We start from the raw sequence: 12,733 nt of genomic DNA, 5'->3' as shown, positions 1-12,733 counted from the left end.
GACGGGAGGGGACGGATGTATCCGGAAATGGATACGAGGATCAGGTCCAAAGCTCCATCGCTTTTGTTCGTCGTCTGAGGTCAGGCTGCGCGAAGCGCGATGGGATGCTGCGAGCGATCGAGTGAAGCGACCGCTAGTCGCGGAAAAATTTGTCGAGCACCTCCATGTCGACGGGCTTGACGAGGTGTCCCTTGAAGCCGGCTCGTTTGCTGGCGAGAAAGTCTTTCGGCTCTCCGCGACCGGATAGGGAGTAGAGCTGGACGTCCGACATGCCAGGAAGTTCGCGGCATTTCCTGGCCAGCTCGAGTCCGCTCATATCCGGAAGGCCAATGTCGACCATAAGGATGTCAGGCTTCTGTTCACGAATCGCCTCAAGCGTTTCCTTTCCGGAATGAGTGACCCGTAAACTGTGATGAGGAAACTTCAGTTTGAATGTGATGGCCAGAAGTCGACTCAGGCTAGCGTCGTCTTCGACGATAAGGACGCGCTTCCCCTTTTTCGAAGGAAAATCCGCAGGGTCTGTCGAATGAGATTTCGCTATCGCCATCCCCTCATCCCATTGCAGTGGCTGAAGACTGTCAACGAGTATTGAGAGTGCGTTCAGCAAGTGGTGTCATCGCATCGCCTTAAGGGTTGTTCCGTGCACGGGTCTCGAGCGGGGTCTGGCGCGGAATAAGCAAAAGTGAATGCGAACGGTGGCTCCGACGCGTGAGGCCTGTCTTCGATTGTCTCGGGTTTGGGCCGGTTGCGTGTTAGAAAAACGAATACGGAACTCGTAGTGAGAGGCCGCCATCACGAAGGAATCAACCGCAGAAGGAGAATGAAATGAATCAAAACCGCGCGCAGAAAAACGAAACGACAGAGCCGCTTCACATCGAGATGGGAGACGGCGAGGTTGTTGAAATTCAGGGAGACGGTCTGGCTGAGCCGGACAAGTCCCTCATCGCGGAGCGGGCCTTGGAGTTGGCCGCGGTGGAAGGGCGTTCGGGTTCGCCGGAGCGTCTGGACTACGAGAACGCCGCCCGCGAGTTGAGCTCCAACGCCGCATTGCTGGAGCGAGGCGATAAGGATGTTCGCGATCTTCAGGCTGAGCGGAACCATCCCTCGGAGGCGAAGGGCGCTGCTCAAACCCTGAATCGAAACGAGTCTCAAGACAAGGGTGACGCGTGACCGGTTATCAGTCTGGAAAAGCGCCTCTCGCGATGCGGAAGGAGCCAGCTAGGTCGTTGTGCTGGATGCGAACGCGTTAGCCATCGGTCGGCGTTTCTATTTCTCTGCCCAGGGCGTTGGCGTAGCTCTGCAACACGTCGTAGGCTTCGTCGCGCCGTCGTTGAAAATTGGAGACGGTGGCGTCGCTTAGCCTTTCTATCTTCTGCACCGCCTTTTCTTCCAGATCTTCGAACTGCGCCTGTTGTTCATCCGATGTATCCAGATTTCGCTTCGTCTGGGCGACCGTTTGCAGATTTGCCAAGGCGGTGTTCAGCGCGGTCACCTCCGTTTCGATCATCTCCTGACTTGGTTCGGATTCGTTCGCTTCGCTTCGCGGCGTTTCGTAATAGTCCGCGTTGACCGCGCTCGTGCTGGATTCGTCGGTGAAGAAGAGCTGGAAGACCAAGATGGCGGCGATGGCAAGCGCCCCGGTGATGGTTACGGGCATTGCGATTCGTTTCACATTTCGTTCTAGTCTATTCATGGCTGTCCCTGGGTTTTAGGCTTTCGATAGAGGCTTCCGCTTTCATCAGCTAGTTGAGCGCCGGAGAGGCGCGGTGCTCTCCGCTCGGGTACCGCAGGCGTCTTAGGGGGCGAGCGCCAGCCACGAGCTTACCGAAGAGGAAAGCGAAATGCACCTGAGGCGATTGCAGTTTGCGGCGTTGTTTGCGGAAGGGGGTTGGGGCGTCAGGGAAACTCAACCTAGAAATCTGAATACGCCATGTGGCGAGCCGAGGAGGAAATGTTGAGGCGGTACGCTAGCCCTCAGAGGTGGGGTTCGATGCGTCGGCAGAGACGGGACAGCAGAGCCCTCGTAGCCTTTTTTAGAGATCGGCTGCCGCCCACCATACCTGCGAGGTAGGGGCCGAACCGGTAGTAGCCGCGGACGAAGGCGCGGCCCGTTCGATGTGGGAGCAGGTGGGTGTCCCTGAATCGCCTCAAGGTGCGCACCTCCGGGGCGTCGATGCTTTCGAAAGCCACAGTCGCCACGAAGCAGTTCTTGTTTTTCGAATCGCTGTGAATGGTCGAGTCAGGCTGCTTGCCGCTTCCCCCGCAAACGGGGCAAACCCCGTGCGCGTAGCTAGCGGCCGGCGTCTGGCTGGTCGGGGCGGTGCCATCGGCGGGAGCTTTTCCGGTACCGTTGCAGTTTTCGCAAGGTGCAGGTGTTTGCACATTCTTTTCTGGTCCTGTCATAAGGGAGGGCTCTGCACGATTGGCGCCAAGGGCGTTGTTGCATCGGAGCGGCGTTTGGGCAGCAGGTAGGAAAGGTATCGGGAATTAGAATACATGGATAAATGTCGAGTTCTAGCGCTTCTAGCCTGTACTCGCCGTGCATTCCCGAATGCGATTCCCATCCTTCTGCGAATCGGCTGGCGCGTGACTTGCGCATATTAGCGGTCCATGGAGGTGGCTCGGATAGATAGTGCGAATCGCAAGTTCGTTTGGCGTGCTTGGTGCGTTTTGCAGCCTTTCTTGCTGGTTCTGTGCGGATGCGCGTCGGACCCGCGCTTGGACAGGCAGCCCCTGTCTGAACTGCCGGAAACGATGGGAGTCGACGGAAAATTGATACGTTGGGAGCAGCGACAGGCGTGGTTCTCGTTTTTCCGGAACGAGGAGCTGAAGGCGCTGGCGCGAAAGGCTTTGCGGGGCAACCCCTCACTGGCTGCGGCTCGAGAGCGACTGGAGCAAGCGCGAGCTCGGGCCGATCAGGCTGGCTCCGCCTTCTGGCCGACGGTGGAAGCTTCGATCGAGGCAAGCCGTCAGAAAGCGCCTCTTCGAGCTGGTGTTTCCAACGCCGGACAAGGTATCGAGGAAATCGATACGTATCGAGCGAGTTTAGCGGCTTCGTACGAAGTCGACTTGTGGAGTCGTTTGTCGAGTCAGGAGCAAGCGGCGCGTCTGGCCGAAGAGAGCGCTGCGGAATCGGCTCGAGCTGTCAGCATGACGCTGGTGGCGAACGTGACCGAGGCCTGGCTGGACGTGAAGCTTGCCCGTCAGCGAATCGCCTTGCTGAAGCAGCAACTGGCGTTGTCCAAGGACCAGTTGGCTCTGGCGGAAAAGCGTTTGTCGAACGGCATGGGCTCGGCTCTCAACGTGAGCTTGCAGGATCAGCAGGTTGCTGCGGTGCAAGAACGCTTGGAGCGGGCCGAGGCCCAAGGCGTTGCGGCGCTTGCCCAGCTGTCCATTCTCGTTGGCGAGCCCCCTCAGAAGAATGCGGTCACGGTGGAGGATGCGGCCTTTCCGAGCTTGCCCTCGGTTCCGGAGGCGGGGCTGCCTTCGGAGTTCGTCTATCGTCGTCCTGACCTTGCAGCGGCGTTGGCAGGTTTCCAGGCGGAAGAGCGACGGCTGGCCTCCGCATTGGCGGAGCGCTTCCCGGCGCTCCGGCTGCGTGGCAGCCTTTTTGGCGAGTCGATGGAATGGGAAGACCTGTTCGATGATCTGTTTTGGCGAGTTGCGGCAAGCCTGAGCGAGGAGATTTTCGATGGTGGGCGGGAACGCGCGAGCGTCGCCCTGCAGCGGTCTGTGGCGCGCGAGCGCTATGCAGATTTTCACAGCGCTCTCCTGTCGGCCTTCGGCGAGGTTGCCACCACGGCAGCCCAATACGAAGCCCAATTGGCTGCTTTGCAATGGGTGGAACGTCAGGTGGAGTCGGCCCAGGAAGCGGCTCGTCTCGCCGAAATCGCGTTTTCCGGAGGGGAGGTGCCTTATATACAAGTTTTGGATACAGAGCGAACGCTGCATCAGGCGCAGCTCGGTTTGCTGACGGCGAAGCGTCAGCTGTTGGCCTTGCACGTGCAGCTATGTCGGGCCCTTGGCGGAGCATGGCCGGAGTCCATGGACCCGCTGGAGAGCGACCGCGAAGAAGGAGGTAACGCATGAAGAGGAAGGGAAGGCGGATCGCCCAGGTCGCGATCAGCATTTGTGTATTGGGAGTCGCAATACTTTTTGCCTTTTGGCTGATCGTCAGCAAAGAGGACGCTCAGCGAAGCGAACCCGAAGAACGCAAGACCTTGGTGGAGGTTCTGGAGGTGGAGGCCAAGCCCATGACGCCGGAGCTTTCCTTTAGGGGAACGCTGCGCCCCGCCCGCCGCCTGCGCCTGCCGGCTCAGGTCGGTGGCGAAGTGGTCTGGGTGAACGAGAAGTTGGAGGTGGGCGGATTGATCGATGAAGGTGAGGAGCTGGTTCGGCTGGAGGCGGCTGACTACCGCGCTACCCTGCAGCAGGCCGAAGCTCAGTTGGCCGAGGCGATCGCCCAGCTGGAGTTGGAGCGGGGACGTCAATCGATCGCTCGCGAGGAGCTGGAGTTCTATCGGGAGCGGGACACGCTATCGGAGTCGGAGCTGAAGACCTCCTTGGTTTTGCGCGAGCCACAGCTCAATCGCGCTCAAGCCGCGGCCATGCGAGCGGAGGCTGCGGTAGCGAAGGCGCGACTAAACCTCGAGCGCACGCGGATGCGGGCGCCGTTCGACTGCATCGTGGAGGAGGAGATGGTGGAGGTTGGGCAGTCGCTCAATCCAGGGTCGCCGGTGGCTACCTTGCTCGGAACGCGACGCGGGCTCGTGGAGGCCCGGGTGGCGGTTTCTCAGCTGCAGCATTTGCGAGTGCCGGGCTGGAATGGGCAAGCGGGATCCACCGGCGAGGCCTTGTATCGACATGGTTCCGAGGTGGCTCGACGACAGGCGGTCGTTCTCCGACTTGCTGGAACGCTTGATCCGGCGGGGCGCATGGCTCGCCTCATCCTGGAGGTTCGAGATCCATTAGGAAGAGCGTATTCAGAGGGTGGTGACGAAACGTCGGGGGAGGAGGCGCTTTCCATGTTGTTCGGAGCGTTTGTGGAGATACGAATACCGGTTTCGCACGAGCGCCAGCTGGTCGCCTTGCCCGACTGGGCCTTGCAGGACGAGGGGCGGGTTTTTGTGATGAACGAGCGCAACGTCTTGGAGATTCGCGAGCCGAAGGTGTTTTTGCGCGGTGTGGACAAGACCTATGTGAGCGACGGTTTGCAAACGGGAGATCGAGTGGTGACCAGTCTGATTGCGAACCCGATCGAAGGTATGGCCTTGAAGCTGGATGATGGAGAAGGAACGTAGAGGAGTCGTCGGCTGGATGGTCGACAATACGGTAGCGGCCAATTTGCTCATGGCGTTTCTGCTGGTGGGCGGGGTGCTTTCCCTGCCGCGGATTCGCCAGGAAGTGTTTCCGGAGGCGACCTTGAACTTCGTTTCCGTTTCGGTGCCGTATCCAGGAGCCACGCCTCAGGAGGTGGAGGAAGGCATCGTCCTGGCGGTAGAAGAAGCGATTCGCGGCACCGAAGGCGTGAAGGAGCTGAGCTCGGTTTCGCGCGAGGGAATGGCGACGGTGATGGCGGAGCTGTACCAAGGAACCGACCTCAATCGGGCCCGCAGCGATATCGAAAGCGCGGTGAACCGCATCACTTCGTTCCCCGAGGATGCGGAGGAGCCAGTGATCAGCACGCCGAGCAATCGAAGGCAGGTGCTTTCGCTGGTGTTTTACGGCGAGCTCGATCGCAAGACCCTGCGTCGGTTGGCGCTGGAAGCGAGACGACAGCTGCTGCGCGACAGCCGAGTGGCCCAGGTCGAGCTCGCGGGGCTGCCGGATCCCGAGGTGAGCATCGAGGTGGATCAGGCCACGCTGCGCGAGTACGGGCTGACCTTCGATCGCTTGGCGGCGATCGTGGGACGAGGCTCGGTGGAGCTGCCAGCGGGTAGCCTGGAAACGCCGTCGGGCGACTACCTTCTGCGCATCAAGGAGCGCCGGGACGAGAGGGCTGACTTCGAAAACCTGGCGGTGGTGGCACGCCCGGATGGGTCATGGGTGACCCTAGGCGAGATCGCCAGCATCGTGGACGGGTTCGAAGACACGGACCAGTCCGCGCTCTTCAACGGCCAGCCCGCGGTTCAATTGAAGGTCTATCGCACCTCGGAACGCACGCCGATCGAAACCTCTCAAGCGGCGCTCGAGCTGATGGATACGCTTCGTAAGGAGTGGCCGGATACGGTGAAGATGGACATCTGGAACGATTCGTCGGAGATCTTTGCGGATCGCATCGACCTATTGGTGGAAAACGGTCGCCTAGGGGCCTTCCTTGTCTTGCTGATTCTGGGGCTGTTTCTGCAGCCTCGCCTGGCCTTTTGGGTGACCATCGGCTTGCCGGTTTCGTTTCTAGGCGTGTTCGTGTTCATGCCGATGCTTGATGTATCCATAAACATGTTATCGCTGTTCGCTTTCATTCTCGTTCTCGGTATCGTGGTGGATGACGCGATCGTGGTGGGGGAGGCGACGTTCGCGAGGCAGCAGGAAGGCCTGGAGCCGCGTCAAGCGGCGTTGCGCGGGACGCGGGAGGTGATGATACCGGTGGTGTTCGCAGTGGTGACAACCATCGTGGCGTTTGTGCCGTTGCTGCTCGTTCCGGGGCTCACCGGTAAGTTCTTTCGGGTCATCCCTTTGATCGTCATACCGATTCTGATTCTTTCCTTGGTAGAGTCGCTCTTGATTCTCCCGGCCCATTTGGCCCACGTGAAAGACGAGAAGGGGCAGGGCTGGCTGCAGGCTTTGGCCAAGCGGCAGCAGGCGTTTTCCGATTGGTTCGAGTCCAAGGTCGAGGCCCACTATCGCCCCTTCATCGAATGGGTGCTGCGCTGGCGCTATGCGGCGGTAGCGGTCAGTTTCGCGATCCTGATCCTGGCGGTCGGGTATGTCGCTGGCGGTCGGATCGCATTTCGTTTCCTGCCGGAGATCGAGTCGGATCTGATCACCGCGCGCATAGAGCTGCCGGTGGGGGCGCCGGTGCAGGAGACCGAACGGGCGGCCCAGCTCGTGACGGACGCCATTCGCAAGCTTGGCGATAGCGAGGAGGAAGGCGGTTTTGTGAGAGGCGTCTTCACTGAGATCGGTAGTGGCTCGAGCGCTACGAGCGGCCCTATGGGTGGCCAGGTGGAAGTCGGCGGGAACTTGGCGGCGGTTTCGGTGCAGCTTATTCCCGCGGGAGAACGGGAGGCGTCGGCAGCGGAGATCACTCGGCGGTGGCGGGAGGAGATCGGCGAGATCGCTGGGGTGGACCGGCTAGCGTTCACCTACAGCGCCGGTCCGTCCGCCGGTTCGGACCTCAGCTTCGAACTGGCTCATGAGAATCTGGAGATCTTGGAGGAGGCAGCCCGGTCCTTGGGACGGCGGTTGGCCGAATTCGAAGGCGTCTCCGAGGTGGACAACGGTTTCGAGCAGGGCAAGCCGCAGGTCGAACTGCGATTGCGGCCGGAGGCCCGGGCCTTGGGCGTGACGGAGATCGATTTGGCTCGGCAGATTCGCGGGGCCTTTTTCGGCGTGGAAGCGGTTCGCACGCAGAGGGGCAAGGATGAGCTGCGCGTTTACGTGCGGCGCCCGGAGAGCGAACAACGCGTTTTGAGCGATATGTATGGACTGATCGTGCGAACGCCGGGAGGTGGAGAAATCCCGATCGAAGAGGCGGCCCGTATCCAGTTTAGCACTTCATACACCAGCGTGGAGCGCGAGCAAGGTCGCCGAGCGGTGCAGGTGACGGGCAGTATCGATAGAACGGTGACGTCTGCTGGCAAGGTCACTCAGTCGGTTCGCAGGGAGGTTCTTCCGGAGCTGCAGGAGCGATACAGCGGTCTGGGCTTCGAGCTTTCAGGCGAGCAGCAGGACCGGCAGGAGGCTCTCGGCTCGTTGGGAAACAATATGCTGCTCGCCTTGCTCGCGATGTACAGCCTCATGGCGGTGATCTTCCGTAGCTATGCCCAGCCGCTGCTGATCCTTCTGGCTATCCCCTTCGGCTTTCTTGGAGCGTTAGCGGGGCATCTGCTGATGGGCTTCGATCTCAGCTTGGTGAGCATGTTCGGGCTGGTGGCTCTGGCCGGTGTGGTGGTAAACGATTCGCTGGTGCTGATCGCCACCATAAACGAAGGCAAAAGAGCTCGTCGCGATGATGGCGAGGGCTCGAATCAGGAAAATGAATACGTGATCGACGGGGCCATACGACGGTTTCGCCCGGTGTTGCTGACCTCCTTGACCACCTTTTTCGGCCTGGCTCCCATGATCTTCGAAACCTCTCTGCAGGCGCGGTTTCTCATCCCGATGGCGTTGAGTCTTGGATTTGGAGTGCTGTTCGTCACCGTGATCGCTCTCGTGATCGTGCCGGCCCTCTACTGCATCTTGGAGGACGGGAGGCAGCGTTTTGCAGCCCAACGCCCAGGCGCTGGCTAGACGATTTTCGAAAAGACGTTTCGGTGCCGAGCAACGAAGGCGTAGCACCATTCGCTAATGGTGGCGAACCAGGCGAAGCGGCGATACCAGCGATCGAGAAACCCAATCCGCGTATGGGAAAGAGAGCGAAACGCCGCTGCTGCTCCGGAATGGATTTCGCCTTCTGTATCGAAGAGGTAGATACGCTGTGAGAATTCCTTCTCGCTGAGCGGCGAAGGTGGGAGGTGCCCGGACTGGTAGGGGCAATCGTCGACTCGAGGGCGGCCCCAGCCCCGCCATTTTTGCACGCAGCGTTTGCAAAACGAGCAGTCTCCATCCCAGACCAGCAGTGGACGAGGCGGCGGTTTGTCCGTTTTTGCGGCGCTAATCATGGTTGTGGGCTGTTTCCTGAATAGTCATGCCTTTGTGGCGCTCTTTTTGCGAGTGGGGAGGAAATGAAAAATAAGGAGCGAAATCAAGTGGGGGAATCGAGCTGCAACGATCTGTTGCGAGTCGAGTTGGCGGCGGTGGAGATTTACGAGCTGGCGGATAAGCTGCTCGGAGAGGAGAGCGACGCTCCGGATTACGCTTCCCTCAGGGAAGGGCACCGATCCCAAGTCGAGCAGCTCATGGCGTATTTGAAATCCATCGACGGGGCAGCCCGACCGCAGGAGCTGAGCTGGGATCGTCCGCGCACGGCGATTCTGGCGGCCGCCACCATATACGGTTCGGAGTCGCCGCTGGACCTGCTCCGCCAGCAGGAAGAGGAAATCGTGGAAACCTACCAGCAGGCGGTCGAGCATGGCCCGAAGGCAGGCACGGCAGGGGGCGCCTTTCTCGCCGGCCAATTGGCGAGAAGCCGCGCGTTGTGTGATCGGGTGAAAGCCTTCGCTGAGCAGGAAAGCCGCGAGTCTGTGGAACAGGATGTGGAGCATCTGGATACGCAGCGGGAGCGCAAGAGGGACGCGGTCGCCTGACGGCGACTAGTCCGAGTCGGTGAAGGCCTCCACGTCCTTTTTCCGGCCGAAGACCACCAGATAGTCGCCGGACTCGAAGCGCTGCTCCGGGTCCGGCACGCCGCAAATTCCGCGAGCGTCGCTCTCGTCCCTCTCCTCGTCGTTCTTGTCCTCCTCCTTGTCTTCATCGCCATTGCAGCGGATCGTCACCAGGTTGAGCTTGTGGTCCTCCCGCAAGCGAGCGTCGGCGAGCCTGGTTCCGATGAGTTTCTTGGGCACCTCGACCTCGAGGACTACGAAGTCCCCGGTCAAGTTGAACCGTTGCTTGGCATGTTCGATGCCCAGCCGCTTGGCGAACTGGCGGGCCGCTTCCGCTTCCGGCCTCACTTTTTCGGTGACGTCCAGCAGGGAGACCAGGCGGTCGTGCACGTCGTTCACCACGCGGCAGTAGATCTTCTCGATGCCGAACTCCTGCATGTGCGAGGTGGCCATAAGCGACGCCTCGAACCTTTCTCCGATGCAAATCGCCACCGCATCGACCTCATGAACTCCCACCTCGCGAAGGGCGTCGATATCGGCAGCGTCCGCCACCGCGGCGACTGACACCTTCTTTTTGATGGACGCCACCGGGGCGTCGCGATTGTCGATAGCCAGCACGTCGTGTTGCAGGCGGGACAGCTCGCAGGCGAGCGAGGAGCCGAATTGTCCGAGGCCGATCACGCAGAATTTCATTTGGTTTGCGGGGTTGGTGGTTAGGAAAGCAAGGGAGATTCGTCCGGATAGGTAACGCGCGTCTCGGGGCGCGGCGGCAGAAGGGAGCAGATCACGAACAAGATGCCCAGGCGGCCCACGAACATGGTGACGATGATGATCCACTTCGCCGCAGCCGAGAGTTCGGGCGTGATGCCTCGACTCAATCCTACCGTTCCTAAGGCGCTCACGGTTTCGAAGAGCGTGTCGAAGAAAGGGATCTCCGGATGTATCCACTCGATAATGACTGATGAAAGGATGATCCAGGAGCCGCCGATGGTGATGATCGCTAGGGCCTGGGATGTCACCATAGGCGGGATGTTTCGCTTCCACACGACGGTGGAGGAACGCGATTGCATGACTTGTCTTAGATTTATCAATACGATGCTGAAGGTCGTGCATTTTATGCCGCCAGCCGTTCCGCCGGGACAGCCGCCGATGAACATGAGGATCATCAGGAGCGAAAGGCTGCTATGCGAGTACTCGGAAAGGGGCGCGATGTTGAACCCTGCGGTGCGGGCTGTCACCGAGTCGAAAAAGGAGAGAAACCAGGACTGTCCCTCGCCGTCGAATTCAGCGTAGCGGGTTAGCTGCAGTCCCAAAGCTCCGAGGAGGAGCAGAGCGAAGGTGGTGGTGAGCGCTAGTCGCGTGTGGAGGCTGAAAAACAGTCGCTCGCTCTTCGATTCTCTGGAACGGGCGGCGTTGTACAGCGCGGTTTTCGCCTTGGCGATGAGCTCGATCCAAACCGGCGTGCCCAAGCCTCCCAGGATGACGAGAAGGGCCACGATCGCCGTGGCAGCGGACTTGCTCTCGAGTCTGGGATCCGCGAGGTTGAGAGAAAAGGAGGAGAACCCGGCGTTGCAGTAGCCCGATACGGCGTGAAAGATGGCGTGAAAGGCGTCCTCGCTAGCCGTCTCGCCTATGCCGCTCCACTGGAGGTAGAGCACGATCGAAGCGGCCAGTTCGACAACGAAAGTGATGACGAAAATCGTCACGAGCCGTTGCTTCAGGTCTGATATGGCATCGTGGGTGAGCAGGTCCTGGAGGATGACTTGATCGCGAAGGGATATCCTTTCGCCAAACGCCACCGCCATGAGGTAGGCCCAGGTCATGATTCCCAGGCCGCCCAGCTGTATCAGGACCAGGATGACGATCTTTCCGAAGAGGGATAAATCGTGCTCTGTATCCAAAGTGGTGAGACCGGTGACGCATACGGCGCTGGTGCTGGTGAAGAAGGCGTCCTGCCAGTCAATGGACTGGTGGGTGGCTGAGGCGTTCGGACCGCGCAGCAGAATCGCTCCGAAGAGGATGGCCATGCCAAACGAGGCGATGCCGAGCACTCCAGGATGCTGGCGCGAGAACCAGCGACTGCTGGAGATGCGGGTGAAGGTCGCCAGGCTGACGATCGCGAGGGTTAGCAGGGAAGAGCAGCTGATCGCGATGAGGGTTCGATCGCTGAGGGATCCAGAGGCAAGCCCGGGCACGATGCTGGCCCCGATCGAAAGGGCGAGCAGGGTCAGCCTGAGCTTGCGCTGCTTGAGGTAGCGCAGCGGATCTCCGCTGAGAACGGCCCGCAGGGCCTCCAGAGAGGTGGAGCCGAGCACAAGAAAGAGAGCCCAGCTGAAATGGGCGGGCAGGTCGGCGAGATCGTTGCTCCAGCCCGCTAGCCGGAAGCAGAGAGCGGCGCTAACCAATCCGACGAGGATTTGCAGAAGGGAGGCGATCGTTTTTATGCGATTCACGGAAGAGAGAAGGGGCTGACGCCCGCTTGGTTGGGGGTTGCGGGTTTGCAGGTCGCATGCCACGGCGCGTTGGCTCGGGCCCGAAGAGGCTCTGCTCTGAAGCAGGGAACTGCTGTTGGGGGGGGGCTGCGGGGGACGCGGTCGGCGCGGATGTTGCAGCTGTCTGGTTGAAACCCCTAACGCCAAGGGTCTCGCGAGCCGGAGGAGGCGGCGAAACCCGAACCGAACGACTCAGTTGTTATGAAAAAGCAAAGCCCAACCATCCCGTCGTCCATCATCACACTCGGCGCCTTGAGCCTCGCCCTGTTCAGCGGTTTCGGCTGCGTGCAGCGCGAGGAGGAAGACAAGCCGCTCGAACCGCAGGTCAGCGCCTCGATCGTCAACCTGGAGCGCCGAATCGCGGTGGCTCAGCTTTCGCCTACCGAAGGCAGCGAGGTCGAGGGCGAGGTGACCTTTGTGGAGGAGGCCCATGGCATACGCGTCATCGCGGACGTGCGCAACCTCACCGTGGATTCCAAGCACGGGTTTCACATCCATGAAAACGGGGATTGCTCCGCTCCTGACGCCAGCTCGGCAGGCGGCCATTTCAACCCCGGCGGTCATCCTCATGGTGGTCCGGACGATGAAAAGCGACATGTTGGCGATCTCGGAAACCTGCAGACTACCGAATCCGGTGGCGCCATGTACGTGAGGGTGGACAGCGAGCTGAGTTTCGACGGGGAATCCTCTATCATCGGAAAATCGGTGATCGTTCACGCGGGCCAAGACGACCTGCGCTCTCAGCCTACGGGCGACGCCGGGCCGCGCTTGGCTTGCGGCGTGATCAAGTGGTCGGACTAGCCCCGCTGGCTGCGT

12 protein-coding genes are annotated in these 12,733 nt (G+C 60.5%); 6 read left to right on the top strand and 6 right to left on the bottom strand.

Translation table 11 applies throughout. The features are described from left to right. Positions 1 to 133: 133 nt before the first annotated feature. Positions 134 to 547 (bottom strand): response regulator, encoded by a 414-nt coding sequence (locus QEH54_RS13375; RefSeq protein ID WP_309019192.1) that lies wholly within the window; start codon positions 545 to 547, stop codon positions 134 to 136. A gap of 278 nt (positions 548 to 825) precedes the next feature. Here QEH54_RS13375 and QEH54_RS13370 point away from each other — a divergent pair, with 278 nt between their 5' ends. Beyond that, on the top strand, positions 826 to 1,170 hold the full coding sequence (locus QEH54_RS13370; protein WP_309019191.1) for a hypothetical protein: 345 nt from the start codon (positions 826 to 828) through the stop codon (positions 1,168 to 1,170). Positions 1,171 to 1,246: 76 nt separating this feature from the next. Here the strand turns inward: QEH54_RS13370 and QEH54_RS13365 are convergent, their stop codons facing one another. Together QEH54_RS13365 and QEH54_RS13360 are read right to left on the bottom strand one after the other, a co-directional pair. Next, the gene (locus QEH54_RS13365) at positions 1,247 to 1,693 is read right to left on the bottom strand and encodes a hypothetical protein (RefSeq protein WP_309019190.1); all 447 of its coding nucleotides are present in this window, start codon (positions 1,691 to 1,693) and stop codon (positions 1,247 to 1,249) included. A gap of 281 nt (positions 1,694 to 1,974) precedes the next feature. Then, positions 1,975 to 2,403, bottom strand: coding sequence for a CFI-box-CTERM domain-containing protein (locus tag QEH54_RS13360; protein WP_309019189.1), 429 nt, complete (start codon positions 2,401 to 2,403; stop codon positions 1,975 to 1,977). A gap of 207 nt (positions 2,404 to 2,610) precedes the next feature. On the opposite strand from QEH54_RS13360, the gene QEH54_RS13355 reads away from it, so the two are divergent. Genes QEH54_RS13355 through QEH54_RS13345 form a run of 3 tightly spaced genes read left to right on the top strand, consistent with a single transcriptional unit; the run spans position 2,611 to position 8,451 of the window. Further along, the gene (locus QEH54_RS13355) at positions 2,611 to 4,089 is read left to right on the top strand and encodes an efflux transporter outer membrane subunit (RefSeq protein ID WP_309019188.1); all 1,479 of its coding nucleotides are present in this window, start codon (positions 2,611 to 2,613) and stop codon (positions 4,087 to 4,089) included. Next, complete coding sequence (locus QEH54_RS13350; RefSeq protein ID WP_309019187.1) at positions 4,086 to 5,300, top strand: HlyD family efflux transporter periplasmic adaptor subunit; 1,215 nt, start codon at positions 4,086 to 4,088, stop codon at positions 5,298 to 5,300. Before QEH54_RS13355 ends, QEH54_RS13350 begins: the two co-directional genes overlap by 4 nt. Further along, a complete protein-coding gene (locus tag QEH54_RS13345; RefSeq protein WP_309019186.1) occupies positions 5,281 to 8,451 on the top strand; it encodes an efflux RND transporter permease subunit in 3,171 nt (1,056 codons plus the stop codon). Before QEH54_RS13350 ends, QEH54_RS13345 begins: the two co-directional genes overlap by 20 nt. Here QEH54_RS13345 and QEH54_RS13340 read toward each other — a convergent pair. Continuing rightward, the gene (locus QEH54_RS13340) at positions 8,448 to 8,822 is read right to left on the bottom strand and encodes a DCC1-like thiol-disulfide oxidoreductase family protein (protein WP_309019185.1); all 375 of its coding nucleotides are present in this window, start codon (positions 8,820 to 8,822) and stop codon (positions 8,448 to 8,450) included. The genes QEH54_RS13345 and QEH54_RS13340 overlap by 4 nt on opposite strands. A 63-nt stretch (positions 8,823 to 8,885) precedes the next feature. On the opposite strand from QEH54_RS13340, the gene QEH54_RS13335 reads away from it, so the two are divergent. After that, entirely contained in the window at positions 8,886 to 9,407 is a 522-nt protein-coding gene (locus QEH54_RS13335) for a hypothetical protein (protein WP_309019184.1), read from the top strand. Positions 9,408 to 9,413: 6 nt separating this feature from the next. On the opposite strand, the gene QEH54_RS13330 is transcribed toward QEH54_RS13335, so the two are convergent. Beyond that, positions 9,414 to 10,118, bottom strand: coding sequence for a TrkA family potassium uptake protein (locus QEH54_RS13330; RefSeq protein WP_309019183.1), 705 nt, complete (start codon positions 10,116 to 10,118; stop codon positions 9,414 to 9,416). A 20-nt stretch (positions 10,119 to 10,138) separates the two neighbouring features. Further along, complete coding sequence (locus QEH54_RS13325) at positions 10,139 to 11,878, bottom strand: potassium transporter TrkG (protein ID WP_309019182.1); 1,740 nt, start codon at positions 11,876 to 11,878, stop codon at positions 10,139 to 10,141. 240 nt (positions 11,879 to 12,118) lie between these two features. Between QEH54_RS13325 and QEH54_RS13320 the strand changes: the two genes are divergently transcribed. Beyond that, entirely contained in the window at positions 12,119 to 12,718 is a 600-nt protein-coding gene (locus QEH54_RS13320) for a superoxide dismutase family protein (protein WP_309019181.1), read from the top strand. Positions 12,719 to 12,733: the final 15 nt, after the last annotated feature.

The sequence above is a fragment of the Pelagicoccus sp. SDUM812003 genome (assembly GCF_031127815.1).
GTDB lineage: Bacteria > Verrucomicrobiota > Verrucomicrobiia > Opitutales > Opitutaceae > Pelagicoccus.
Note: the sequence above shows the minus strand (reverse complement) of the source record. Positions and strands in the feature narration are given on the sequence as shown.

Bases quoted from the DNA above. Each gene is read 5' to 3' on its own strand.
- QEH54_RS13375 (WP_309019192.1), bottom strand. From the start codon at position 547: ATGGCGATAGCGAAATCTCATTCGACAGACCCTGCGGATTTTCCTTCG.
- QEH54_RS13370 (WP_309019191.1), top strand. From the start codon at position 826: ATGAATCAAAACCGCGCGCAGAAAAACGAAACGACAGAGCCGCTTCAC.
- QEH54_RS13365 (WP_309019190.1), bottom strand. From the start codon at position 1,693: ATGAATAGACTAGAACGAAATGTGAAACGAATCGCAATGCCCGTAACC.
- QEH54_RS13360 (WP_309019189.1), bottom strand. From the start codon at position 2,403: ATGACAGGACCAGAAAAGAATGTGCAAACACCTGCACCTTGCGAAAAC.
- QEH54_RS13355 (WP_309019188.1), top strand. From the start codon at position 2,611: ATGGAGGTGGCTCGGATAGATAGTGCGAATCGCAAGTTCGTTTGGCGT.
- QEH54_RS13350 (WP_309019187.1), top strand. From the start codon at position 4,086: ATGAAGAGGAAGGGAAGGCGGATCGCCCAGGTCGCGATCAGCATTTGT.
- QEH54_RS13345 (WP_309019186.1), top strand. From the start codon at position 5,281: ATGATGGAGAAGGAACGTAGAGGAGTCGTCGGCTGGATGGTCGACAAT.
- QEH54_RS13340 (WP_309019185.1), bottom strand. From the start codon at position 8,822: ATGATTAGCGCCGCAAAAACGGACAAACCGCCGCCTCGTCCACTGCTG.
- QEH54_RS13335 (WP_309019184.1), top strand. From the start codon at position 8,886: ATGAAAAATAAGGAGCGAAATCAAGTGGGGGAATCGAGCTGCAACGAT.
- QEH54_RS13330 (WP_309019183.1), bottom strand. From the start codon at position 10,118: ATGAAATTCTGCGTGATCGGCCTCGGACAATTCGGCTCCTCGCTCGCC.
- QEH54_RS13320 (WP_309019181.1), top strand. From the start codon at position 12,119: ATGAAAAAGCAAAGCCCAACCATCCCGTCGTCCATCATCACACTCGGC.